Raw genomic sequence first — 24,136 nt, forward strand, 5'->3', positions numbered from 1 at the left:
CGGCCGGGGGGATGCGGCTGTCGCGAGCTCCGGGGTCAAAAAACGCAGTAAGGTCAAAGATTTAGCTAGAGTCTCACACTCGCGCCAACAATCTTGCGGCCTGTCAGACAAGAGAAAAGACGGTCCGTGACCCAATCTTCCTCGCCAATCTCCGGTGTTGCTGAGCGCTATGCGGGATCGTTGTTCGATCTCGCACTCGAAGCAGGCGCTGTTGCAAAGGTAGAAGCCGACCTCGGTCGTTTCGCTGTGCTGCTTGACGGCAGTGCTGATCTGGATCGCCTGATCAAGAGCCCGGTGTTCTCCGGCGAAGATCAGGAAAGGGCCATCTCGGCGATCGCCGACAAGGCCAAGATCACCGGCCTGACCGGCAATTTCCTCCGCCTCGTGGCGCGCAATCGCCGCCTGTTCGCACTGCCCGGCATGATCAAGGCGTTCCGCCAGATCGCCGCCGAGCATCGTGGCGAGACCTCGGCAGAGGTGACTTCGGCGCATGCGTTGACCGCGGCGCAGGAAACGGAACTCAAGTCGGCGCTGAAGAGTGTCGCCGGCAAGGACGTGGCGATCTCGGTCGCGGTCGATCCTTCGCTGCTCGGCGGCCTGATCGTGAAGATGGGCTCGCGCCAGATCGATACGTCGCTCAAAACCAAACTCAATTCGCTCAAGCTTGCACTGAAAGAGGTCGGCTGATGGACATCCGCGCCGCGGAAATTTCCGCAATTCTGAAAGACCAGATCAAGAATTTCGGCAAGGAAGCCGAAGTTACCGAAGTCGGTCAGGTTCTGTCGGTGGGTGACGGTATCGCCCGCGTCTACGGTCTCGACAACGTCCAGGCGGGCGAAATGGTCGAGTTCCCGGGCGGCATCCGCGGCATGGCGCTGAACCTTGAAAGCGACAACGTCGGCGTCGTCATCTTCGGTGCCGACCGCGACATCAAGGAAGGCGACACCGTCAAGCGTACCGGCGCGATCGTCGACGTCCCGGTCGGTCCGGAGCTCCTCGGCCGCGTCGTCGACGCGCTCGGCAACCCGATCGACGGCAAGGGCCCGATCAAGGCGAAGGAGCGTCGCCGCGTCGACGTCAAGGCGCCCGGCATCATCCCCCGCAAGTCGGTGCATGAGCCGATGTCGACCGGCCTCAAGGCCATCGACGCCCTGATCCCGGTCGGCCGCGGTCAGCGCGAACTGGTCATCGGTGACCGTCAGACCGGCAAGACCGCCATCATTCTCGACACCATCCTGAACCAGAAGGCGATCCATGTCGCTGGTCCGGAGAAGGAAAAGCTCTACTGCGTCTACGTCGCCGTCGGCCAGAAGCGCTCGACCGTCGCGCAGTTCGTGAAGGTGCTCGAAGAGCGCGGCGCGCTCGAATATTCGATCATCATCGCCGCCACCGCCTCCGATCCGGCCCCGATGCAGTTCCTGGCTCCGTTCGCCGGCTGCGCCATGGGCGAATACTTCCGCGACAACGGCAAGCATGCCCTGATCGCTTATGACGATCTGTCTAAGCAGGCCGTCGCCTATCGCCAGATGTCGCTGCTGCTGCGCCGCCCGCCGGGCCGTGAAGCTTACCCGGGCGACGTCTTCTACCTGCACTCGCGCCTGCTCGAGCGTTCGGCCAAGCTGAACGACGAAAACGGCGCCGGCTCGCTGACCGCTCTGCCGGTCATCGAAACGCAGGCCAACGACGTCTCGGCCTACATCCCGACCAACGTGATCTCGATCACCGACGGCCAGATCTTCCTCGAGACCAATCTGTTCTTCCAGGGCATCCGTCCTGCCGTGAACGTCGGTCTGTCGGTGTCGCGCGTCGGCTCGTCGGCCCAGATCAAGGCGATGAAGCAGGTTGCAGGCTCGATCAAGGGCGAGCTCGCGCAGTACCGCGAAATGGCTGCCTTCGCGCAGTTCGGTTCCGACCTCGACGCGGCCACCCAGCGTCTGCTCAACCGCGGTGCGCGCCTGACCGAACTGCTCAAGCAGCCGCAGTTCTCGCCGCTCAAGACCGAAGAGCAGGTGGCGGTGATCTTCGCCGGCGTCAACGGCTATCTCGACAAGCTGGCCCTCAACCAGGTCGGCAAGTTCGAGCAGGGCCTGCTGGCTTACATGCGCTCGGAAGGCAAAGACGTTCTCGACGGCATCCGTACGGAGAAGGCGCTCAGCGACGATCTCCGCGGCAAGCTCAAGGGTCACATCGACGCTTTCGCGAAAAACTTCGCCTGACACTGACGGATAAGGCATGGCCTCGCTAAAAGACCTCCGCAACCGTATCGCCTCGGTCAAGGCGACGCAGAAGATCACCAAGGCGATGCAGATGGTCGCCGCGGCGAAGCTGCGTCGCGCCCAGGAAGCTGCGGAAGCCGCGCGTCCCTACTCGCAGCGCATGGGTGCGGTTCTCGCGAATATCGCCCAGGCTGTCGGTGGCGGTGGCGATGCTCCGGCGCTGATGACCGGCACCGGCAAGGACGACGTGCATCTGCTCGTCGTCTGCACGGCCGAGCGCGGCCTGTGCGGCGGCTTCAACAGCCAGATTTCGCGTCTGGCTCGCGACCATGTCCGCAAGCTCCAGGGCCAGGGCAAGACGGTCAAGATCATCACCGTCGGCAAGAAGGGCTACGATGTCCTGCGTCGCGACTTCGCCTCGCTGATCATCGACCGCGTCGAACTGCGCGACGCCAAGCAGGTTGGCTTCGTCCATGCCGACATGATCGCCAAGAAGGTGATCACCCTGTTCAACCAGGGCGGCTTCGATGTCTGCACGCTGTTCTACTCCGAGTTCAAGTCGGTGATCAGCCAGGTTCCGACCGCGCAGCAGGTCATTCCTGCCGCCGCTCCTTCGGCCGGCGCCGATGCCGCGACCAGCGGCGGTGCGGTCTATGAATACGAGCCGGAGCCGGGCGAAATCCTCGGCGACCTCATTCCGCGCAACATCTCGGTGCAGATTTTCCGGGCGCTGCTGGAAAATGCCGCCGGCGAGATGGGTGCCAAGATGAGCGCGATGGACAATGCCACGCGCAACGCAGGCGACATGATCAACAAGCTGACGATCACGTACAACCGCCAGCGTCAGGCCCAGATCACCAAGGAACTGATCGAGATTATTTCGGGCGCCGAAGCGCTCTAGCCACGTGATGGCTCGCCGCAAGGCGGGTCCGCGTGAAACAACGAACGGACACAGAGGTTAAACGATGGCTAAAGCAGCTACTCCGAAAGCCGCTCCGGCGGCGGAAAAGGCCCCCGCAGCAAAGAAGGCGGCGCCTGCCAAGGCGGCCGCTGCCAAGGTCGAAAAGTCGGCGGTCGTCGCCTCCGGCGCGGGCCGCGTCTCGCAGGTCATCGGCGCTGTCGTCGACGTGCAGTTCGACGGCGAACTGCCGCCGATCCTGAACGCGCTCGAGACGATGAACGGCGACAACCGCCTCATCCTCGAAGTGGCACAGCACCTCGGCGAAAACACCGTCCGCTGCATCGCCATGGACATTTCGGAAGGCCTCGTTCGTGGCCAGGCCGTCCGTGACACCGGTTCGCCGATCATGGTTCCGGTTGGCGACGAGACGCTCGGCCGCATCATGAACGTCATCGGCGAGCCGGTCGACGAAGCCGGCCCGGTCAAGACCAAGTCCAAGCGCGCCATCCACCAGGAAGCGCCTGCCTATGTCGACCAGTCGACCGAAGCACAGATCCTGGTCACCGGCATCAAGGTCGTCGATCTGCTGGCTCCTTATGCTCGCGGCGGCAAGATCGGCCTGTTCGGCGGCGCCGGCGTCGGCAAGACCGTTCTGATCCAGGAACTGATCAACAACGTCGCCAAGGCGCACGGTGGTTACTCGGTGTTCGCCGGCGTCGGCGAGCGCACCCGCGAAGGCAACGATCTGTATCACGAAATGATCGAGTCGGGCGTTAACAAGGACCCGCACGAGAACAACGGCTCGACCGAAGGTTCGAAGTGCGCCCTGGTGTTCGGCCAGATGAACGAGCCGCCCGGTGCGCGCGCCCGCGTCGCCCTGTCGGGCCTGACCATCGCCGAGCACTTCCGCGACCAGGGCCAGGACGTGCTGTTCTTCGTCGACAACATCTTCCGCTTCACCCAGGCGGGTTCGGAAGTGTCGGCTCTGCTCGGCCGTATTCCTTCGGCCGTGGGCTATCAGCCGACGCTGTCGACCGATATGGGTGCGATGCAGGAACGCATCACCACCACCAACAAGGGCTCGATCACCTCGGTTCAGGCGATCTACGTCCCCGCCGACGACTTGACCGACCCGGCGCCGGCAACCTCGTTCGCGCACCTTGACGCGACGACGGTCCTCAACCGCGCCATCTCGGAAAAGGGTATCTACCCGGCCGTGGATCCGCTCGACTCGACCTCGCGCATGCTCGACCCGCTGATCGTCGGCGAAGAGCACTACTCGGTCGCCCGCCGCGTCCAGGAAATCCTCCAGCGCTACAAGTCGCTGCAGGACATCATCGCCATCCTGGGCATGGACGAGCTGTCGGAAGAGGACAAGGTCACGGTTGCCCGCGCCCGCAAGATCGAGCGCTTCCTGTCGCAGCCGTTCTTCGTCGCAGAAGTGTTCACCGGTTCGCCTGGCCAGCTGGTGCCGCTCGAAGACACCATCAAGAGCTTCAAGGGCCTGGTCGACGGCGAGTACGATCACCTGCCGGAAGCTGCCTTCTACATGGTCGGCGGCATCGACATGGCGATCGAGAAGGCCCAGCGCCTGGCTGCAGAAGCGGCATAATCATGAAAGCCGCAGCGCGGACCCGATGGTCCGCGCTGTTGCACCGATGACTGCCCGCTTGCGGGCAGGTCTGCTCGGAACTCCGTCCAAGCATTTGTGAGACACCATGGCTGAAGCATTCAAATTCGAACTGGTCTCGCCCGAGCGTCTGCTCGTTTCGGAGCAGGTCGAGTCCGTCGTCATTCCCGGTGCGGAAGGCGAAATGACTGTCATGGCCAACCATGCGCCGGTCATGACGACGATCAAGCCGGGCGTCGTGACGGTGAAGGCCGTCGGCGGCAAGGAAGAGCGCTACGTCGTGTTTGGCGGCTTCGCCGACATCGTTCCGGCCGGCTGCACGCTGCTCGCCGAATCGGCGACGCCGGTCAAGGACATCGACCGCGCCGAACTGCTGCGCCGCATCCAGGAAGCGCGTGAAGACGTCGCCGACGCCAAGGAAGACCAGGCCCGCACCAAGGCGGAAGCCTATCTCAATCACCTGTCGACCCTGGAAGCCGCTATCTGAGGCGTTGTCGCCCGGTCAGGCGCAGTTTGACAGAATCGCTCAAGCCGTCGGTCACACCGGCGGCTTTTTGCTTTCTGGGGCCATGGTCGGCCTTAGGGGCGAGAGCAACGCTAGCTGCGCCACATCCGGACCGCATCGGCCAGTGGCAGCGGCGCCCGAGGCCGTGGGCGGGCCTTGGCCGGCGTCCCCGAGAAACGTGGTGCCGGGGCTGGTTGCGTCAACCCGTCCAGCTGAACGAAGCTCTCCCGCGCGACGAGATGCGGATGCCGTGCGGCCTGGTGCAGGTCGAGGACCGGTGAGACGCAGGCATCTGAGTGCTCGAGCAAAGCAAGCCACTCAGTGCTTGGGCGTTCGATGATCAGCGCTGCAATCTTCTCTTTCAATGCCGGCCAATTATGCGGGTCGGCACGCAGGGCGTGGGCGGACTCGTCCAAGCCGATAGCCTGACGGAGCAGTTCGAAGAACTGCGGTTCGATCGGGCCGATGGCGATGTGTACACCATCGGCGCATTCATAGGCGCCGTAGTAGGGCGCGCCGCCGTCGAGCAGGTTGGTTTCGCGCCGCGGCTGCCACTGGCCTGCCGAGGCCAGGTCATGGGCCATCGTCATCAACTGGATGGTGCCGTCGCAAATGGCGGCGTCGACGACCTGGCCCGCGCCTGTGCGCTGTGCCGAAAAAAGCGCCGCGAGCATGCCGGAGACGAGGAACATGGCGCCGCCGCCAAAATCGCCGACGAGGTTGAGCGGCGGCATGGGCTGGCCGGCCGGTCCGATCGCCGCAAGCGCGCCGGTGATGGCGATGTAGTTGATGTCGTGACCCGCATGGGTTGCCAGCGGGCCCGTCTGACCCCACCCCGTCATGCGGCCGTAGACGAGGCGCACGTTGCGTTCCAGCAGGACGTCGGGTCCCAGGCCTAGGCGTTCCATGACACCTGGTCGGAACCCTTCGATCAGGGCATCGGCACTGTCGCAGAGTGTGCGGACCATCTCGGCCTGATCGGGATCCTTGAGGTCTGCGGCCACGGTCGGCCGCCCGCGTCCCGAAATCGGATCGGGAACTGTTGGCGTGGCGACCGGGCGCGCGATGCGGACGACGTCCGCTCCCATGTCGGCGAACTGCATGGCGGCGAAAGGCGCAGGCCCGAGACCGACGAACTCGACGATGCGAAGCCCCGCAAGCGGGCCGGTGGACGGTTTCGACATGTTGCGCGCTCCCGGAGGCGGAGACTGAACGACTGCGGATGTGCCCGTGACGCCACCCGCCTGGCATGGTGTGGCAGATCCGGTCTAGGGTTGGGGCTGTGCAGCCTTCCACTCGGCGTAAAGATGCTGGCCTTTCTGCGGGCGCACCGGACGATACGCCACCTTCATGGATTGCTCGGGCGCAGGGCGCGCAAGGTCGGCATAGACCGCCGCCGTGGACAGGCCATAGGGCTCGCCGTCGTCGTTCGAATAGGCGTATGCAACTTCGGTTATGCCCGCCATCCGCATTGCGCCCATGCACATCGGGCAAGGATGGCCGCTCGCATAGACCGTACAGCCGTCGAGTCGCGGCGAGGCGAGGGCCTGGCTTGCCGCGCGGATGGCAGACATCTCGGCATGAGCAGTCGGATCGTTGGACGACAGCACTTCGTTGACGCCACTGGCGATAACCTCACCGTTCCTGACAACCACGGCTCCGAAAGGACGGCCGCCTCTCGAGATGTTCGCGCGCGCCAGCTCGATTGCCTGACAAAGGAAATCACGCGACCTGTCCATTTCAGCCTCCTTCAGCGGGCGCCCGCAGCAACCAGGACCTTCTCGATCTCGCTGAAGCCGTGCTTGCGGGCGTTCTGCAGCGGCGTCACGCCGTCGCCATCGGCAAGGTTAACGTCGGCCCCGGCGTCGATGAGCAACTTGACGATCGCGACATGGCGAGGGCCGCCGTCGCCGAGCACGATGGCCTCGATAAGTGCCGTCCAATTGAGCTTGTTGATGTGGTCTACATCGACGCCCGCCTCGATCAGCGTGCGCACGGTCTCGACATGGCCGCGTTCGGCGGCCGGGATCAGTGCGGTGCCGCCGTAGCGGTTGATGCTCTTGAGGTCGGCGCCATGGCTGAGGGTCATCTTCAGAATCTCGAGATGTCCGCGCGCGCCGGCATAGAGATACGGGCTGTCGTTGATGGCATCCTTGGCGTTGACGTCGGCGCCGGCGTCGATCAGCACCCTGGCGGTTTCGATCTGGTTGGCGTGGGTAGCGAGCAGAAGTGCTGTGCGGCCGTTGTCGTCGCGTGCGTCGATGCTGGCGCCCTTTGCAAGCAGGTCGCGGACGGCTATCGCGTCGCCCTTGCTTGCACTCGCATGCAATTCACGTTCGAGCATGTTTTCTCCTGCGGCAGCTGGGGTAATCCATGCCATGGCAGCGAATGCCAGGACAGAGGCGATGTTGAGCAACAGACGGTTCATTTTCGTGTCTCTCGATGCGTATGGCTGGGCCGAGCTGGGTTTCGCTCCGCAAGTTTTACCTTCTGAAACCAAATCTGTTCGCGATTGTGGCAGATGACATTGGTGTCTTGTTTGTGAGTGCCATACGGTCTATTGCGGATTGTCAGCCGGGACGGGGGTCAAAAGGCAACGACATCAGGAATCCACCGTGAAGGGAATAATACTTGCGGGCGGTAGCGGCACGCGTCTCTATCCTGCAACACTTGCAGTATCGAAGCAGATACTACCGATATATGATAAGCCGATGATCTATTATCCGCTTGGCGTTCTCATGCTGGCGGGTATTCAGGACATTCTCATCATTTCGACCCCGCGTGACCTGCCGCAGTTCCAGCAGTTGCTCGGCGACGGCTCGGCGTTCGGCGTCTCGTTCTCCTATGCTGTCCAGCCATCGCCCAACGGTCTGGCCGAAGCGTTCATCATCGGGCGCGAGTTCATCGGCAACAGCCCGGTGGCACTCATCCTTGGCGACAACATCTTCTATGGCGACGGCCTGTCGGAGCGCTGTCGGGCAGCCGTTGCCCGCGAGAGCGGCGCTTCGGTCTTTGCCTACCATGTCGAGGATCCGCAGCGTTATGGCGTCGTGTCATTCGACCGGGAGACCCAGCGTGCCCTGTCGATCGAAGAAAAGCCTGCGCAGCCGCGCTCGAACTGGGCGGTGACAGGTCTCTATTTCTACGACAATTCGGTGGTCGACATTGCCTCGTCGATCAAGCCGTCGGCGCGTGGCGAACTGGAGATCACCGACGTCAACCGCACCTATCTCGAGCGCGATACGTTGCATGTCGTCCGCCTGGGCAGGGGCTACGCCTGGCTCGATACCGGCACTCATGACAGCCTCCACGAGGCGTCGTCCTTCGTGCGCACCATCGAGCATCGCCAGGGCATCAAGATCATGTGCCCGGAAGAGATCGGCTTCGAACTCGGCTGGGTCAGCGAAGAGGACGTGTTGCGCCGTGCCGCCGAGCTCGGCAAGACCGACTATGCCCGCTATCTCGAGCGCCGAGTCAGGGAAATCAGTCATGGTTGAGGTGAGCAAGCTCGGCCTGGACGGCGTTTGCGAAATACGCGTCCCCAGGTTCGATGACGCACGCGGTTTCTTTTCCGAGACCTGGAATGCCGGGAAGCTTGCCCAGGCAGGCATCGCCGTCGATTTCGTGCAGGACAATCACTCGCTGTCGCGGGAGCGCGGCGTGTTGCGGGGGCTGCATTTCCAGAAGCCGCCCTTTGCACAGGACAAGCTGGTGCGGGTCCTGCGCGGATCGATCTACGACGTCGCCATCGACATTCGCGTGGGCTCGCCGACCTTCGGCAAATGGGTGGGGCTGACGGTTTCCGCCGAAGAATGGAATCAGATATGGGTGCCCAAGGGCTTCGCGCATGGCTTTGTTACGCTCGAGCCCGACACCGAAGTTGCCTACAAGGTGTCGGCACCCTATTCGCAGCCGCATGACCGTTCGATCCGCTTCGATGACCCCGACATCGCGATCGACTGGCCGGTAGCCGCACAAGAGCTGATCCTGTCGGACAAGGATGCTGCCGCCCCCTTGCTGACTGATGTCGAAACCGGATTTGTCTACCCGTGAAAAACGTCCCTCAAACTGTGCTGGTCACCGGTGGCGCCGGTTTCATCGGCTCGGCCGTCTGCCGGCATCTGGTGGCAAGCGGCAAGTACCGCGTCGTTAACCTGGACAAGCTGACCTACGCCGGCAACCTGACGTCGCTGCGTGATCTCGATGGCAATCCGAACTATGTCTTCCGGAAGGCCGACATCTGCGACACGGACAAGGTGCGCAAAATTCTCGCAGACGAAGCCGTCGATCTCGTCATGCACCTGGCGGCAGAAAGCCACGTCGACCGATCGATCGACGGGCCTATGGCCTTCGTCACCACCAATGTCGTTGGCACGGCGAGCCTGCTGCAGGCCGTGCTCGACCACTGGCGCAGCCTTGGGGAGGAGGCACGCAAGCGCTTCCGCTTCCATCACGTCTCGACCGACGAGGTGTTCGGCGACCTGCCTTTCGATTCCGGCGTCTTCACCGAGGACTCGCCCTACAAGCCGTCGTCGCCTTATTCGGCATCGAAGGCGGCGTCCGATCACTTCGTGCGCGCCTGGCACGAGACCTACGGATTGCCGGTGGTCCTTTCCAACTGTTCGAACAACTACGGGCCCTACCACTTCCCGGAAAAGCTGATCCCGCTGGTCATCGCCAACGCGTTGGATGAGCAGCCGCTGCCGGTCTATGGCAAAGGCGCCAACATCCGTGACTGGCTGTTCGTCGAGGATCACGCCAGGGCACTCGAAGCGGTCATGACCGGGGGCCGGATTGGTGAGAGCTACAACATCGGCGGACGTGCCGAACGCACCAATCTCGAAGTTGTCGAAGCCATCTGTGCCCTGCTTGATGCACGCCGCCCTCGCAATGGCGGCCGCTCGCATCTCGACCTCATCACCTATGTTACCGACCGGCCCGGACATGACCGGCGCTATGCGATCGATCCGACCAAGAGCGAGCAGGAACTGGGCTGGACGCCGCTGGAAACCTTTGAGACCGGCCTCGCCCGGACCGTCGACTGGTATCTCGCCAATGGCTGGTGGTGGCGCCCGATCCGCGAGCAGTGCTTCGACGGAACCCGCCAGGGACTGGTCGCCGCCAAGTGAAGATTCTGGTTACCGGAACATCCGGCCAATTGGCGCTCTCGCTTGCCGAGCGCGCCAAGGGAAAAGCAGATATCGTCCTTGTCGGTCGGCCTGACCTCGACCTTGAAGATCTCGCGACTTTTGCCCCGGTCCTGAAATCGGTCGCGCCTGATATGGTCATCAATGCCGCCGCGCACACCGGCGTCGATCAGCAGGAAGACGAACCCCAGCGTGCGTTTCGCATCAATGCCGAGGCGCCGGCGGAATTGGCTCGGCTGACCAGGCTTGCGGGCATCCCGATCGTCCAGGTTTCGACGGACTACGTGTTTGATGGCAAGGCGGCGCAGCCTTACTCAGAGACGGACATGCCCAACCCGCAGACGGTCTATGGCCGCAGCAAGCTGGTGGGCGAGGAAGCCGTCCGTGCCGGCAATCCGGACCACCTGGTGGTGCGCACGGCCTGGGTCGTCAGCCGCCATGCCCGCAACTTCGTCAAGACGATGCTCACGCTCGCGGCGACACGCGACAGGCTACAGGTCGTGGCCGACCAGTTCGGCAATCCGACGGAGGCCCGTGATCTCGCCGACGGCTTGCTGGCGGCAGCTGCCTCGTGGCACAAGCGAGGCGGCTTTCCGCAGGGTCTCTACCATCTCGCCGGCCAGGGCCGCGCCAGTTGGTTTGAGCTGGCCACTCACGTCTTTACCGTCAGTGCGTCGCTCGGCGGACCATCCGCGCTTGCAGAACCTGTCGGCAGTGAGCAATGGCCAGCAAAGGCTGCACGGCCGGCGAATTCGCAACTGAGCTCGGACGCCTTTGCCCGCGATTTCGGCTACCGTGCCGGCGAGTGGCGAGAGCGGGTCGCGGGCCTGGTCACGGAACTGGTCGGATCTGCAAACAGGTGAATCTGACCCTGAGCGCTTTCGAAAGCGAACGCCAGTTGCCCGTTGCCGGAAGGTTCCCGTTTGGTTGATCACCCGATTGCTACGGCGGAAAGAAGCTGTGATTGTACAAATGTTGTCCGGACAGCCGTTTCGCTGCATAGATGCGAGACGAGGAAAAGCTCACTGCTTTGGGTAGGAGTCGACATTTACGTTAAGTCAAGTTGATGCGGACGACTTTATGAAACCGGAAGTGGATCTGATCGTCGTTACCCACAACAGCGGCTCGGTCTTGCCAGTGTTTTTGGCGACTGTTCCGAGTTGTGCAAACGTTGTTGTCGTCGACAACGCCAGTGTCGACGACTCCGTGACGCTTGCCGAGGCTGCCGGGGCGAAGGTCATCGAGATCGAGGAAAATGTCGGCTATGGCAGCGCCTGCAATGTCGGCGCGGCCGCCGGCAATGCGCCATTCCTGCTGCTTGCCAATCCTGACCTTCGCTTCGAGGCGGGCGCGATAGAGGCGCTTGTTGCTGCAGCAGCTGCCCATCCCGACGCCGCCTTCAATCCGCGTTTCTATTCGGGCTCGCGCCGGCGCTTCAGACGGTGGTCGCGACTGCTGCCGGCGTCCGACTTTTGGCACGGGGCGCCACCCAACCATGATTGCGCCATCCCGGTCCTGCATGGCGCCTGCATCTTCATCAGGCGCAAGCATTTCGAGCAGGTTGGCGGCTTCGACCAGAACATCTTCCTGTTCCACGAGGACGACGACCTCAGCGTGCGGCTGCTGCGGGTCGGTGTCGAGCTGCGGCTTGCTGCAGGTGCTGCCGTCGACCATGCGGAAGGCCGCTCCAGCGCGCGGTCGGTCGAGTCGGGCCGCGTCAAGGGTGAAGCGATGGGCCGGTCGCTGGTCTATGTCATGAACAAGCACCAGATGCCGCTTGACGTACCTGCCGAACGTTTCCGTACGTGGCTGAAGCTGCTGTGGCCGCATGTGCTGTTCTCCAGTGCGCGACGCTCCAAGCTTCTGGGATTTGCAAACGGATTGAATGGCGGCCCTATGGGCAGTTTCGGGAAGCGCCAGTGAACGCTCTGTCAGGCGCCCCGTGGCGTGAAAGGCCATCCTTCTTGCGCAGAGTCTGGGGAAAGTTGCGGCGGATCGCGCAGCCGTCCCGATGGCTGGCGAGGTCACAGCCGTCGGACCGGCTACACGAGACACAGGTCCGCAATCTCCTTGGCCATTATCCGGCCGGTGACTATAAGCCGATAGCAAGCGAAAAGCCGGCCGCGACCGACGTCCGCCTGGTGGCGTACTACCTGCCGCAGTTTCATCCGACGGCGGAGAACGACGAGTGGTGGGGGAGCGGCTTCACCGAATGGCGCAACGTTGCGCGCGCGTTCCCTGTCTTCGAAGGTCACTACCAGCCGCGGCTGCCGGGAGAACTGGGCTATTATGACCTGCGGTTGCCTGAAGTCATGCGCCGGCAGGTCGAACTGGCCAAGCTCTATGGCATCTCAGCCTTCTGTTTTCATTTCTACTGGTTTGGTGGTCGGCGTCTGCTGGAAGGTCCGCTGGACCATTATCTGGCAACCGCCGATCTCGACCTGCCATTCTCCCTGTGCTGGGCCAACGAAACCTGGTCGCGACGCTGGTCCGGGCGCGAGCAGGACGTGCTTCTGGCGCAGCGGCATTCGGCGGAGGACGACATCGCGGTCATTCGCGGCCTCGACAAATATTTCCGCGATCCCCGCTATCTGAAAATCGACGGCAAGCCGGTTTTCACCGTCTATCGCGCGAGCCTCTTCCCGGACATGAAAGCCACCATCGCACGCTGGCGCGCAGAGATGACCAGGCTCGGATATCCTGGGATCTACCTGATCGCGACGAATGCCTTTGATTTCAGTGCGCATCGCGACCACGGCTTCGATGCGCTGTCCGAGTTTCCGCCGCACAACATCCGCACGCCGAGTATCGAAAGCAGCTTGTCCGTCTCACGCTTCCGGGACAGCGGTCGTATTCGACGCTACGCCGACGTGGTGGCAGCGGAAAAGGTGAAGTCGGTCGAGGCAGGCGTCGTCCATCCCGGCGTCATGCCGTCATGGGACAACAGCGCGCGCCGTCCGACGTCTGCCCAGATCTACCATGGCTCGACGCCCGATCTGTTCGAGCAATGGCTCGGGGACGCGATGGAGCGCGCGCAGGCCAATCCTGCAAACGAGCGCCTTGTCTTCATCAATGCCTGGAACGAGTGGGGCGAGGGGGCGTATCTCGAACCCGACCTGAGATATGGTTACGCCTATCTCGAGGCCTGCGCGGAAGCCCTTCGGAACCATAAGTGACAGCGGCGCCGTCTCGCATAAGGCAATTTCCATCGGGGCGCTGGGCCTGTACAAGGCGCGCTGACATCTCACTTGCATTGGAGAGTACGTATGGCCGGTGGACAAGACCGCATCGTCTGGCTGAATGGCAGCTACCTGCCGGCCGCTGAGGCCAAACTGTCGATCTTCGATCGCGGCTTCCTGTTTGCCGACGGCATCTACGAGGTGACGGCGGTTCTTGACGGCAAGCTAGTCGACAGCGACCTGCACATGGCGCGTCTGGAGCGCTCGGCCTGTGAACTTGGCTTGCGCCTGCCCATCACCACCGCTGCCATCGAAGAGATCGAGCACGGTCTGATCGAGCGCAACGGTCTGCAGGAAGGGCTTGTCTACCTGCAACTGACGCGGGGCGCCGAAGAGCGGAACTTCCTGTTCGGCGAGGAGCTGGAGCCGACACTCCTGCTGTTGACGCAGGCGAAGGTGCTTGTCGATGTTGCCGCAGCAAGGACCGGCATTGCCGTCAAGACGCTGGCCGACCTGCGCTGGGCAAGGCGCGACATCAAGAGCGTGTCCCTGCTGCCGCAGGTGTTGGCCAAGCGCGACGCCAAGGCGGAAGGTTGCGACGAGGCGTGGATGGTCGAGGACGGTCATGTCTCCGAAGGTGCGTCGTCGACCGCCTATATCGTTACCCATGACGGCAAGATCGTCTCACCCGCCAACAGCCAGCGCACGCTGCCCGGTTGTACGCGGCAGGCGCTTGTCCAGTTGGCCGAGGAGGGCGGCCTGACGCTCGAGCAACGCCGCTTTACCGTCGAGGAAGCCCAGGCTGCTGCCGAAGCCTTCATCACCAGCGCTTCGACCTTCGTCATGCCGGTGGCCCGCATCGATGGCAAGCCGATCGGCGACGGCAAGCCGGGACCAGTCGTCACGCGGCTGCGCGAGATCTATATCGACCATGCGCGCGCGAGCGCACGCTGACGGGCAAGGGCTGACCCATCCGGGCCCGTAGCCAGGGGGGGCCGGCAAACGCCGTCGCGGCTGCCGAAGATACACGACCATCTTCGGGTCCCGGTAGTCGTCCATGGTCGGCATGGCGTGCATGAAGACGGCTAGAACCGCACCGCAAGGTTTGCCTTGAAGCTGTGATCCTGTGCGTCGGATGCCAGTTGGCCATGATAGGCAAGGCCGACGCTTGCAGCCGCGGAGATGTCGAAGTCGAGCCGGCCTCGGCAATGGCGCTGTCTCTGGCGATCGGTGCCCCCGCGACAGAGAAAGCGCTGGAGTAGCCAAAGGCATTGACTGACGAGGGAAACGTGTTGCCGAAAGCGTGGCGCCGGCCGAGCATGCCGCGTGCCCTGGTTTCTATGCCGGCCACTGTAAATGCGGTCGAGGCGCGCAACCCGACGGTGGCGAAGGTGACGTCGGTCGAATCCCTTGCGACGGTGAGAGCCGCAGCGCCGCCCTGTTCGGCAAAGCCATCCGTGTGGAGATTGACGGAGGCGAGATTGGCGAAGGGTTTTGTCGATGGGCAAATCGCGCAACTTTCCGGCGCTGAGTACCTAACCTACGAATCTGCCGGTTGGTGGGAACACCAGGATCTTTATGTCATCCGCAGACCTTCCGCCGCTGCACACGCTGGGATCCAAATGAAGACAGCTGGAGAGTAATGTCGATCGAGTAGATCTACAGCGGAGTGGTTAGCGGACATACAGATCAGGGCTATAAGGCGGTATCAGACTCTAATGCGGTCTCGCACGTTCATGAGCGCGAAGCCGAGCAAATTGTCGCCACGCCACAGGAGTGGATTGGCTGCTCGCTTGTCATCAGCGGCCAAGCCGATGCCCCACACGCGGTCCACCGGGCTTGCTTCAACTAGAATCTGATTGCCGGTAGACAGCAGAAATGCCCCGAGCGCCTTGTTTTGGGAGAACTTTGCGAAGCTTCCTTCAGTGACGATGCGGCGCTTCTCTCCATCCCAACGCGCCTCATCAAAACCGCGCACCTCGCGACCGATCTGCTTTGCCTGCTTGGGACTTCGCGCCTTAAGGACGTGCTGCACCGCTTCTTGGTCGCCAAACAGCCGTGCCTTCTCAGCCATCATCCAATGCTCAGCCGTGGGATAGCGGATGCTGGCCACCTCAAAGGCCGCAGACCACCACTGGCTGAAGCGTGAGGCAGTTATCCGTCCATCTCTTGCAGGCTGGTGCCCCCAGAAGAAAAGGAACTTCAGGCGTGCCTTGGCACGGAACGCTGTCTCAAGGTGGGCGCGATCATGAACCATAATCTGCACTCTAAAGCAGCAATGCCGAACATCGGCAATGAAGGCAGGAAGCCGCCGTTGCGGCCTCAAGATATTTAGGGCTTTAAGCGTAGAAGCGGCGGTGTCTGGCGGAGAGGGAGGGATTCGAACCCCCGATGGGCTTGCACCCATGCCGCATTTCGAGTGCGGTGCATTCGACCACTCTGCCACCTCTCCGCGGTCGTGATCGGCCGTTGCCGGCGCGGCGCAGTAGATAACGGCTCATGGCCTGTCGCACAAGGCCAAATGTGACCGAGTTGGCGTATCTTTTTCATTGAGCCGATTTAGCCAGATGGACGCTGCGTCAGCCCGGTGGAAAATCACGGTCAGAGAGACTGGCTTCACGGGCGTTTGGGTTATGCGGGCGTCGCCTCGGCAGTTGTTCGCTTGAGCTGAAGCCGGTATCCGGGACTGGACTGCGTGAGGCTCGCGTCGGCACGGGAGGCCTGACCGGGCTCAAAAGCGCAGCTTTGCCAAGGTGTTCGCCTTGACTTCATGGCAACCTTCGGTTACGGGACCCCTGCAATCGGCGTGGAGGGTCCTCTGCGCCGTTTGTCATGAACCCGTAACGACTGACAAAAAGACGGCCGAAAAGGCCGACCGAACAGCGAAAGGCACAAAATGTTCGCAGTCATCAAAACGGGCGGTAAGCAGTATCGCGTTGCCGCCAATGATGTGATCAAGGTTGAGAAGCTCGTCGGCGCCGCCGGCGACACCGTGGAATTCGTTGAAGTGCTCGCCGTTGGCGAAGGTGAAAACGCCGAGATCGGCGCGCCCTTCGTCGCGGGCGCAGTGGTGACGGCTGAGGTGGTCGAGCACGGCCGCAACAAGACCGTCATCGCCTTCAAGAAGCGTCGCCGCCAGAACTCGCGTCGCGCCCGCGGTCACCGCCAGCACCACACCACTGTCCGGATCTCCGAGATCCTGACCGGCGGTGCGAAGCCTTCGAAGAAGGCGGCAGTGAAGGCCGAAGCCGCAGCTGATGCAGCTGCAGAAAAGCCCGCGAAGAAGGCAGCGCCGAAAAAGGCTGCAGCCGTCGCGGAATCAGAGTAATCAGAGCGCTGAAGGAGAACATCCATGGCACATAAGAAAGCTGGCGGTTCGTCGCGCAACGGTCGCGATTCAGAGTCGAAGCGCCTTGGCGTCAAGAAGTTCGGTAGCGAGTCCGTGATTCCGGGCAACATTATCGTTCGTCAACGCGGCACCACCTGGCATCCCGGCGTCAACGTCGGCATGGGCAAGGATCACACCCTTTTTGCGCTCGAAGCCGGCGCCGTGACCTTCAACAAAAAAGCCAATGGCCGAACCTACGTATCGGTGAATCCGATTCTCAAGGCCGCGGAGTAGCCGGTTCCGCACTACAACACCGGCGCCCCATCTCGGGAACCGGTGTCTGGCCAAGCCAGGAAAAGGATCAGGGGAGATGGGTTTCCATCTCCCCTTTTTCATTTTCCTGGAGGATTTCACATGGTTGCCGAGAAGGAAGACAGCGAAGACGAAAGGCTGTCGATCGACTGTCCGATATTGCTGACCGAGCGCCTGGTCCTGCGGCCACCGCACGAGGACGACATCCCCGAGCTGGTGCAGCTGGCCGACAACCGCCACATCGCCGAGATGTTGTCGCGGATGCCGCATCCCTACGGCGAGGCCGAGGCGCGAGCCTTCCTGTCGATGGCGCGTAGCAGGCGCGGCGGGGTGGTTTATGCCATCACCATCGCCGACACCGGTGCCTTCGTCGGTTCGGCCGGGCTAAACGTCACCGACCGCGGGCTAGAGCTCGGCTACTGGATCGGTGAACCCTACTGGAAGTCGGGCTATGCCACCGAGGCCGCGCATGCGCTCGTCGATCTCGCCTTCCGGGCAACCGATGTTGCCGTGCTCAACGTCTCGTGCCGGGTCATCAACCCGGCGTCGCGGCGGGTCATCCACAAGTGCGGCTTCCAGTATGCCGGCCAGGGCATGCTGAACTCGATCGTCGCCGGCCAGGTCCCTGTCGAGCGTTACCGGCTCGACCGCAAGACCTGGGCGAGCCTCAGGTCGTGGGCGCGGTTCTAGGCGGACGGCTCAGGCCAGCTCGACCCACACCGGCTGGTGGTCGGAACCTGCCGCATCGCTGTCGATGCGGACGGATTTGACCCTGGCGGCCATGTTGGCCTGAACGAAGACGTAGTCGATGAGGCGGGTTTTTTCCGGATGGGTCGTGTCGGTCCAGGAGACCGACCCATCCGGAACTCCGCCCGCCAGCGTATAGGCGTCGACAGGGTGATGGGCGACGATCTGCGGACCTTCCACCGGGTCGGGCACGCCGGTCATGACGAGATGTTCGGGCGAGCCCGGCACCATGTTGAAGTCGCCCATGAGAACGAATTCCTCGGGGCTGGGGAGCTCGGGGAAACCGTATTCGGCAGCACCGGTGAGGACGCCGCCTTCTGCGGCAAAGGCGTAGACCCGTTCCTTGAGGTGACGGATCTGGGCGATGCGCTCCTCCTGGCTGACGTGGTCGGTGTGTACGGAGTAGACACGCAGCGGACCCGACGGTGCCATAATAAGCGCTTCCAGCGCCGAGCGCTGCAGGTTGCCGCGGCTGAGGCGTTTGCTGCGCGGCAGGAGCAGGTTGCGCGACGCGACGATGGGCCAGCGCGACAGCACCATGTTGCCGAACTGCAGCCGCTTGTTGGCGGGCTTGCCGTCGGTGCCGAGCATGCCGAAGTCGATGTCCATGGCGACGCCGTAGACATGGAAGTAGTCGGGCAGCAGGCGGGCAAGGCCGTCGACCATGTCGGCCATGTCGTTGCGCATGAAGTTGCGGGTCACCTCCTGCAGCGACACGATGTCGGCGCCGTCGACGGCGCGGGCAATGCGGTCGAGGTCGTAGCGCGCGTCGCGGCCGACGCCATACTGGGTGTTGTAGGTGACCAGTTTCATCTACGTCCTTTCGATACGGGCTTCGCGGCCCAATCCGCTCTCGCCCTTCGCCGCGCCTTGCGCTATGGCAAGTGCGCTGAAACAACGAAATAGCAGCAGAAGACGAAGAGTCCGATGAAATTTCTCGATCAGGCCAAGGTTTACATCCGCTCCGGCAACGGTGGCGCGGGTGCAGTGTCGTTCCGGCGCGAAAAGTTCATCGAATTCGGCGGCCCCGACGGTGGCGATGGCGGCCGCGGTGGCGACGTCTGGCTCGAGGTCGTCGATGGTCTCAACACGCTGATCGACTATCGTTACCAGCAGCATTTCAAGGCGCAGACCGGCATTCACGGCATGGGCCGCAACATGACCGGCGCCAAGGGGGCCGACATCACGCTCAAGGTCCCGGTCGGCACGCAGGTCTATGAAGAAGACAACGAGACGCTGATCTGCGACCTGACCCAGGTCGGCCAGCGTTATCTGCTCGCCAAGGGCGGCAATGGCGGTTTCGGCAACCAGCATTTCAAGACCTCGACCAACCAGGCGCCGCGGCGAGCCAATCCCGGCCTCGAAGGCCAGGAGATGTGGGTCTGGCTCAGGCTCAAGCTGATCGCCGATGCCGGGCTCGTCGGCCTGCCCAATGCCGGCAAGTCGACCTTCCTTGCCTCGGTCACGGCGGCAAAGCCTAAGATTGCCGACTATCCCTTCACCACGCTGCATCCGGGCCTGGGCGTCGCCCGCATCGACGCCCGCGAGTTCGTCATCGCCGACATTCCCGGTCTGATCGAGGGCGCGCATGAAGGTGTTGGCATCGGCGACCGTTTCCTTGGCCATGTCGAGCGCACGCGCGTGCTGCTGCATCTGGTCTCGGCGCGGGAAGAAAGCCCTGCCAAGGCCTACAAGACGGTGCGCCGCGAGCTTGAGGCCTATGGCCACGGTCTCGACGAGAAGTTCGAAGTGGTCGCACTTTCCCAGGCTGATACGCTCGATCCAGATGAACGCAAGAAGAAGATGGCATCGTTGAAACGCGCGGCTGGGCGCGCGCCTATCCTCCTGTCGGCGGCGACGCGCGAGGGCGTCGAGGAGACGCTGCGCGCGCTGATGAGCGTGGTCGAAGAGGCACGTCAGGCAAGCGGCGAGGTGGCGCCCTCCGACGCGGGCTGGACGAAGTAGACTGCCATGACGATCCCTACGCTTCGAAGCTACAAGCGCATCACAGTCAAAATCGGCTCGGCGCTGCTTGTCGACCGCTCGACCGGTCTCAAGCGCGAATGGCTGGCCTCGATGGCCGACGACATCGCAACGCTCGCCGAAGGTGGCGCCGACGTGCTGGTCGTCTCGTCGGGCGCGATCGCGCTTGGCCGCACCATCCTCGGTCTCGGCAAGCGCGCCTTGAAGCTGGAAGAGAGCCAGGCCGCCGCGGCCGTCGGCCAGATCGCTTTGTCGGGCGCCTGGGCGGAAGAGCTCGGCCGCAAGGGGCTGAAGTCGGGCCAGATTCTGGTCACGCTCGGCGACACCGAGGAGCGCCGGCGCTATCTGAACGCGCGCGCCACCATATCGACGCTGCTCAAGATGGATGCTGTGCCGGTCATCAACGAAAACGACACGGTGGCGACGAGCGAAATCCGCTATGGCGACAATGATCGCCTGGCGGCGCGTGTGGCGACGATGATGGGATCTGATCTTTTGGTGCTGCTGTCCGACATCGACGGGCTCTACACCGCCCCGCCGGCAAGCGACCCGAATGCCAAATTCATTCCGGTCGTCGACCGCATCACGCCTGATATCGAGGCGATGGCCGGGGGAGCTGCCTCCGAACTGTCGCGCGGCGGCATGCGGACGAAGATCGACGCCGGCAAGATCGCCACTGCGGCCGGCACGGCGATGATCATCACCGCCGGCACGCGGCTGTCGCCGCTGATGGCGATCGAACGCGGCGAACGCTCCACCCTGTTTCGGCCGAGCGGCAATCCGGTGAAGGGCTACAAGACCTGGATCGCCGGCCAGCTCGAGCCGGCAGGACGGCTGACCGTCGATGCGGGTGCCGTCGGTGCGCTGTTGTCGGGCAAGTCGCTGCTGCCGGCCGGTGTGAAGCTTGTCAGCGGCAATTTCTCACGCGGCGACACGGTGGCGATCCTGTCGCCCGAGGGGCGCGAGATCGCGCGCGGGCTGGTTGCCTATGACGCCGCGGATGCCGTAAGGATCGCTGGACTGAAGACGGCGGAGATCGAAACCGTTCTTGGCTACGAGGCACGCTCGGCGATGATCCATCGTGACGACCTCGTGGTCAGCCATACGGACAAGGTTGCGGTGCAAGCGGAAGGGTAGGACATGCTGAAGGCGCATGAGAAGTCCCATGAGGATACGGCGCGGCTGATGGCTGATATCGGCCGCAAGGCTCGTGCCGCCGCCCGCCCACTCGCTGTCGCCTCCGCCGAACGCAAGCATGCTGCTCTCATCGGCATGGCCGAAGCCATCCTGAATCGCGAGCACGAGATCCTCGAAGCCAACGCCATCGACGTGAAGAACGGGGAAGAAGCCGGTCTCAGCGGTTCGTTCATGGATCGTTTGAAGCTGACGTCGGGCCGAATCCGCGACATGGCCGACGGCATCCGCGCCATTGCCGATCTCAGGGACCCGGTCGGCGAAGTGATTGCCGAATGGGACCGCCCCAATGGCCTGCATATCGAGCGCGTGCGCACGCCGCTCGGCGTCATCGGCGTGATCTATGAAAGCCGTCCCAATGTCACGGCGGATGCCGGTGCGCTGTGCCTCAAGGCCGGCAACCCGGTGATCCTGCGCGGCGGCTCGGATTCGCTCAACTCGTCGCTGGCGATTCATTCTTGCCTCGCCGAGGGACTGAAGTCGGCCAACCTGCCCGAGGACGCGATCCAGTTGGTGCCGGTGGCCGACCGTGCCGCCGTCGGCGAAATGCTGAAGGGCCTGTCGGGCAATCTCGACGTCATCATCCCGCGCGGCGGCAAGAGCCTTGTCGAACGCGTTCAGACCGAGGCGCGAGTGCCGGTATTCGCCCATCTCGAGGGCATCTGCCATCTCTACATCGACAAATCGGCCAAGCTCGACATGGCAGTGGCGATCGCAGTCAACGCCAAGATGCGCCGCACCGGCATCTGCGGCGCGGCAGAGACCTTGCTCGTTGATCGCGCAGTTGCGGCGACACATCTGATTCCGGTGCTCGAAGCGCTGCGCAAGGCAGGCTGTGAAATTCATGCCGACGCGGATGTGGTCACGGCCTTTGCCGACGCCAAGCCGGCGACCGATGCCGACTGGGTGACCGAATATCTCGACGCCATCATCTCGGTGAAGCTTGTCGACGGGGTCGCCGGCGCCATCGAGCATATCGAGACGTTCTCCTCACACCACACCGAGGCGATCGTTGCCGAGGATGCGAAGGCCGTCGAACGTTTCTTCAACGAGATCGATTCGGCGATCCTGCTGCACAACGCCTCAACCCAGTTCGCCGACGGCGGCGAGTTCGGCATGGGTGCGGAGATCGGCATCGCCACCGGCAAGATGCATGCGCGCGGACCGGTCGGCGTCGAGCAACTGACCTCGTTCAAATACCGTGTGCGCGGCAACGGCCAGCTTCGGCCGTGACGGAAAGCATCGGGCTGGTGTGACGGCTCAGGGGGCCTAAAGTTGCTGTTGCCTTCGGAGCCGCCAGTTTCCCAAAAGTACCTTCGCATGCCGCATGCCATGAAAGGCATGCAGGTCGGGCTGTTCGGCGGGTCGTTCAACCCGCCGCATGCCGGCCATGGCCTCGTCGCTGAAATCGCCATGCGCCGGCTGCAACTCGACCAGCTGTGGTGGATGGTCACCCCAGGCAATCCGCTGAAAAGCACACGCGAGCTGGCGCCGCTGGCCAGACGCATCGAACTGTCCGAGCAGATCGCGGAAAACCCGCGCATCAAGGTCACCGCCTTCGAGGCGAGCCACAATGTGCGCTACACCGCCGACACGCTGGCGCTGATCAAGGCGCGCAACCCGGGCGTCGATTTTGTCTGGATCATGGGCGCCGACAATCTGCGCGATTTCCATCGCTGGCAGCGCTGGCGGCAGATCGCGACGACCTTCCCGATCGCCGTCATCGACCGGCCGGGGGCGACGCTGTCATTCCTGTCGTCTGTGGTCGCCAAGACCTTCGACTATGCACGTGTCGACGAGGGCGACGCGCCGCTGCTGGCGCGCATGAAGGCCCCTGCCTGGACCTTCATCCACGGACCCCGTTCCCTGCTGTCGTCGACGGCGCTGAGGAACGGGACGGCCAAGGGCAAGTCCTAGCCGTCCGGACGGAAAACCGCGGTACAGTTTTCCTGGAATTGCGTCAGCCTTTGATCGGGATCCAGATCTCGTAGCCGCCATTGCCCGTCGCCGGGTCGAAGCTCTCCGGGTAGAGCTCGAAATTGGGACCGTCTGCGGCTTCATGCCCCGATGTCGGCAGCCACTTACTCCACACCGTGTGGGTGATGCGACGGATCATCGAAATGTGGTCGGTGGTGGCAAACACCGCATAGCGCTGCGGCGGGATGCGCAGACGGGTGTACTCCGAGGTCAGGTCGGCGAAATCCTTGACCTCGACGCCGGCGATGTACTCGAAACTGTCGTCGTCGAAATTGCAGCAGACGCCATAGCCGACATAGTTCTTCTGGCCGGGCACGCTGCCAAAATGCGGGCCGAAGCGCTGCCACAGCGACGGGATCGCCAGGCTCGTTTCGCTGGTGTAGCGCTGGCCGAAGCCGGCTATGAGCAGGGGGCCGCCATCGACGAAGCGCGACGGGGCGAGGTTTTCGACGAAGGTCTCGTCCATTTTGAGAAGCTCCAGGCATTGGGTCTGTGAAACGGAGCCATTGGCGCGCACCTCCTCGGGCGTCTGCCCAAAGCGATCGCGGAAGGCCCGGGTGAACGCCTCATGCGAGCCGTAACCGGCGTCGAGCGCGACCGCCAGAATGTCGGGCGCGCCCTTGGCCAGCGCCAGCGCGGCATCGATCAGGCGGCGGGCCCTGATATAGCCCGTGACCGATTGGCCGGTGGCGGCAGCGAAGGCGCGCGACATGTGAAAACGCGAGACCCCGCCAGCGGCGGCGATGTCATCGAGGCCGATGTCCTTGAGGTAGTGGCTCTCGATGTACCAGATGGCTTTCTGAACAGGGGTCATTGTTGTTTCCGGCATGAGGACGACCCCGATATGCCTGCTTGCGGGGAAGTCCATTTGATCGTGCTTGCTGCACAGCGCTTTTTTGCGCCGATGTCGATGGCAATAACGCCGGTCGGCCCGTCTTGATCCAGTCCGGACTATTGGCTGAACCTGCACGGCCGATGTCGCAAATGCAGCGGCGCCAATGTGTCGCAGCCGCGAAA

The 24,136-nt window shown here is 63.2% G+C and carries 26 protein-coding genes and 1 tRNA gene; 19 read left to right on the forward strand and 8 right to left on the reverse strand.

Annotated elements, in window-relative coordinates:
- The first annotated feature begins 126 nt into the window (after window positions 1-126).
- From IG197_RS17105 to IG197_RS17125, 5 genes are all read left to right on the forward strand, one after another.
- Window positions 127-687 carry a F0F1 ATP synthase subunit delta gene (locus tag IG197_RS17105; RefSeq protein ID WP_067956552.1) on the forward strand — a complete coding sequence of 187 codons (561 nt, stop codon included), beginning with the start codon at window positions 127-129 and terminating at the stop codon, window positions 685-687.
- The gene (atpA, locus tag IG197_RS17110) at window positions 687-2,216 is read left to right on the forward strand and encodes a F0F1 ATP synthase subunit alpha (RefSeq protein ID WP_067956554.1); all 1,530 of its coding nucleotides are present in this window, start codon (window positions 687-689) and stop codon (window positions 2,214-2,216) included. Before IG197_RS17105 ends, atpA begins: the two co-directional genes overlap by 1 nt.
- A 16-nt stretch (window positions 2,217-2,232) precedes the next feature.
- Complete coding sequence (locus IG197_RS17115) at window positions 2,233-3,117, forward strand: F0F1 ATP synthase subunit gamma (protein WP_067956556.1); 885 nt, start codon at window positions 2,233-2,235, stop codon at window positions 3,115-3,117.
- Between the two features lie 64 nt (window positions 3,118-3,181).
- The gene (atpD, locus tag IG197_RS17120; RefSeq protein ID WP_067956557.1) at window positions 3,182-4,729 is read left to right on the forward strand and encodes a F0F1 ATP synthase subunit beta; all 1,548 of its coding nucleotides are present in this window, start codon (window positions 3,182-3,184) and stop codon (window positions 4,727-4,729) included.
- Between the two features lie 106 nt (window positions 4,730-4,835).
- A complete protein-coding gene (locus IG197_RS17125; RefSeq protein ID WP_115730343.1) occupies window positions 4,836-5,234 on the forward strand; it encodes a F0F1 ATP synthase subunit epsilon in 399 nt (132 codons plus the stop codon).
- A 110-nt stretch (window positions 5,235-5,344) separates the two neighbouring features.
- On the opposite strand, the gene IG197_RS17130 is transcribed toward IG197_RS17125, so the two are convergent.
- From IG197_RS17130 to IG197_RS17140, 3 genes are all read right to left on the reverse strand, one after another.
- Entirely contained in the window at window positions 5,345-6,436 is a 1,092-nt protein-coding gene (locus IG197_RS17130; protein ID WP_192313653.1) for a CaiB/BaiF CoA-transferase family protein, read from the reverse strand.
- Window positions 6,437-6,520: 84 nt separating this feature from the next.
- Window positions 6,521-6,991 carry a nucleoside deaminase gene (locus tag IG197_RS17135; RefSeq protein ID WP_192313655.1) on the reverse strand — a complete coding sequence of 157 codons (471 nt, stop codon included), beginning with the start codon at window positions 6,989-6,991 and terminating at the stop codon, window positions 6,521-6,523.
- A gap of 11 nt (window positions 6,992-7,002) precedes the next feature.
- Complete coding sequence (locus IG197_RS17140; protein ID WP_192313657.1) at window positions 7,003-7,680, reverse strand: ankyrin repeat domain-containing protein; 678 nt, start codon at window positions 7,678-7,680, stop codon at window positions 7,003-7,005.
- 187 nt (window positions 7,681-7,867) lie between these two features.
- On the opposite strand from IG197_RS17140, the gene rfbA reads away from it, so the two are divergent.
- The 7 genes from rfbA (at window position 7,868) to IG197_RS17175 (ending at window position 14,532) form a co-directional block, all read left to right on the forward strand.
- Entirely contained in the window at window positions 7,868-8,749 is an 882-nt protein-coding gene (gene rfbA, locus IG197_RS17145) for a glucose-1-phosphate thymidylyltransferase RfbA (protein ID WP_067956564.1), read from the forward strand.
- Window positions 8,742-9,305, forward strand: coding sequence for a dTDP-4-dehydrorhamnose 3,5-epimerase (gene rfbC / locus IG197_RS17150; RefSeq protein ID WP_192313660.1), 564 nt, complete (start codon window positions 8,742-8,744; stop codon window positions 9,303-9,305). Before rfbA ends, rfbC begins: the two co-directional genes overlap by 8 nt.
- Window positions 9,302-10,381, forward strand: coding sequence for a dTDP-glucose 4,6-dehydratase (gene rfbB, locus IG197_RS17155; protein WP_246765176.1), 1,080 nt, complete (start codon window positions 9,302-9,304; stop codon window positions 10,379-10,381). Before rfbC ends, rfbB begins: the two co-directional genes overlap by 4 nt.
- Window positions 10,378-11,262: a dTDP-4-dehydrorhamnose reductase gene (gene rfbD, locus IG197_RS17160; protein ID WP_192313662.1), complete on the forward strand. Its 885-nt coding sequence runs from the start codon at window positions 10,378-10,380 to the stop codon at window positions 11,260-11,262. The genes rfbB and rfbD overlap by 4 nt, the downstream gene beginning before the upstream one ends.
- A gap of 217 nt (window positions 11,263-11,479) precedes the next feature.
- Complete coding sequence (locus IG197_RS17165; protein WP_067956572.1) at window positions 11,480-12,322, forward strand: glycosyltransferase family 2 protein; 843 nt, start codon at window positions 11,480-11,482, stop codon at window positions 12,320-12,322.
- Entirely contained in the window at window positions 12,319-13,575 is a 1,257-nt protein-coding gene (locus IG197_RS17170) for a glycoside hydrolase family 99-like domain-containing protein (RefSeq protein ID WP_192313665.1), read from the forward strand. The genes IG197_RS17165 and IG197_RS17170 overlap by 4 nt, the downstream gene beginning before the upstream one ends.
- Before the next feature lie 90 nt (window positions 13,576-13,665).
- Complete coding sequence (locus IG197_RS17175) at window positions 13,666-14,532, forward strand: D-amino-acid transaminase (protein WP_192313667.1); 867 nt, start codon at window positions 13,666-13,668, stop codon at window positions 14,530-14,532.
- Here the strand turns inward: IG197_RS17175 and IG197_RS36830 are convergent.
- From IG197_RS36830 to IG197_RS17190, 3 genes are all read right to left on the reverse strand, one after another.
- Window positions 14,480-15,088 (reverse strand): autotransporter outer membrane beta-barrel domain-containing protein, encoded by a 609-nt coding sequence (locus IG197_RS36830; RefSeq protein ID WP_192319829.1) that lies wholly within the window; start codon window positions 15,086-15,088, stop codon window positions 14,480-14,482. The genes IG197_RS17175 and IG197_RS36830 overlap by 53 nt on opposite strands.
- Before the next feature lie 198 nt (window positions 15,089-15,286).
- Window positions 15,287-15,835: an NADAR family protein gene (locus tag IG197_RS17185; protein WP_192313668.1), complete on the reverse strand. Its 549-nt coding sequence runs from the start codon at window positions 15,833-15,835 to the stop codon at window positions 15,287-15,289.
- Between the two features lie 105 nt (window positions 15,836-15,940).
- A tRNA-Ser gene (locus tag IG197_RS17190) sits at window positions 15,941-16,030 on the reverse strand.
- Between the two features lie 444 nt (window positions 16,031-16,474).
- Between IG197_RS17190 and rplU the strand changes: the two genes are divergently transcribed.
- The 3 genes from rplU to IG197_RS17205 all read left to right on the forward strand — a co-directional run bounded on the left by rplU (window position 16,475) and on the right by IG197_RS17205 (window position 17,908).
- Window positions 16,475-16,906 carry a 50S ribosomal protein L21 gene (gene rplU / locus IG197_RS17195; protein WP_067956584.1) on the forward strand — a complete coding sequence of 144 codons (432 nt, stop codon included), beginning with the start codon at window positions 16,475-16,477 and terminating at the stop codon, window positions 16,904-16,906.
- A gap of 24 nt (window positions 16,907-16,930) precedes the next feature.
- Window positions 16,931-17,200, forward strand: a complete 270-nt coding sequence (rpmA, locus tag IG197_RS17200; protein WP_055974797.1) for a 50S ribosomal protein L27 — start codon at window positions 16,931-16,933, stop codon at window positions 17,198-17,200.
- Window positions 17,201-17,320: 120 nt separating this feature from the next.
- On the forward strand, window positions 17,321-17,908 hold the full coding sequence (locus IG197_RS17205) for a GNAT family N-acetyltransferase (protein WP_067956586.1): 588 nt from the start codon (window positions 17,321-17,323) through the stop codon (window positions 17,906-17,908).
- Between the two features lie 9 nt (window positions 17,909-17,917).
- On the opposite strand, the gene IG197_RS17210 is transcribed toward IG197_RS17205, so the two are convergent.
- Window positions 17,918-18,778: an endonuclease/exonuclease/phosphatase family protein gene (locus IG197_RS17210; protein ID WP_192313670.1), complete on the reverse strand. Its 861-nt coding sequence runs from the start codon at window positions 18,776-18,778 to the stop codon at window positions 17,918-17,920.
- 114 nt (window positions 18,779-18,892) lie between these two features.
- Here IG197_RS17210 and obgE point away from each other — a divergent pair, with 114 nt between their 5' ends.
- The 4 genes from obgE (at window position 18,893) to IG197_RS17230 (ending at window position 23,059) form a co-directional block, all read left to right on the forward strand.
- Complete coding sequence (obgE, locus tag IG197_RS17215; protein WP_192313672.1) at window positions 18,893-19,930, forward strand: GTPase ObgE; 1,038 nt, start codon at window positions 18,893-18,895, stop codon at window positions 19,928-19,930.
- A gap of 6 nt (window positions 19,931-19,936) precedes the next feature.
- Window positions 19,937-21,085: a glutamate 5-kinase gene (proB, locus tag IG197_RS17220; RefSeq protein WP_154386200.1), complete on the forward strand. Its 1,149-nt coding sequence runs from the start codon at window positions 19,937-19,939 to the stop codon at window positions 21,083-21,085.
- A gap of 3 nt (window positions 21,086-21,088) precedes the next feature.
- Window positions 21,089-22,375 carry a glutamate-5-semialdehyde dehydrogenase gene (locus tag IG197_RS17225; protein WP_192313674.1) on the forward strand — a complete coding sequence of 429 codons (1,287 nt, stop codon included), beginning with the start codon at window positions 21,089-21,091 and terminating at the stop codon, window positions 22,373-22,375.
- An 87-nt stretch (window positions 22,376-22,462) separates the two neighbouring features.
- Window positions 22,463-23,059 carry a nicotinate-nucleotide adenylyltransferase gene (locus tag IG197_RS17230; RefSeq protein ID WP_067956595.1) on the forward strand — a complete coding sequence of 199 codons (597 nt, stop codon included), beginning with the start codon at window positions 22,463-22,465 and terminating at the stop codon, window positions 23,057-23,059.
- 43 nt (window positions 23,060-23,102) lie between these two features.
- On the opposite strand, the gene IG197_RS17235 is transcribed toward IG197_RS17230, so the two are convergent.
- Window positions 23,103-23,933: an AraC family transcriptional regulator gene (locus IG197_RS17235; RefSeq protein WP_192313677.1), complete on the reverse strand. Its 831-nt coding sequence runs from the start codon at window positions 23,931-23,933 to the stop codon at window positions 23,103-23,105.
- Window positions 23,934-24,136: the final 203 nt, after the last annotated feature.

Source organism: Aminobacter sp. SR38, assembly GCF_014843375.1.
GTDB lineage: Bacteria > Pseudomonadota > Alphaproteobacteria > Rhizobiales > Rhizobiaceae > Aminobacter > Aminobacter ciceronei.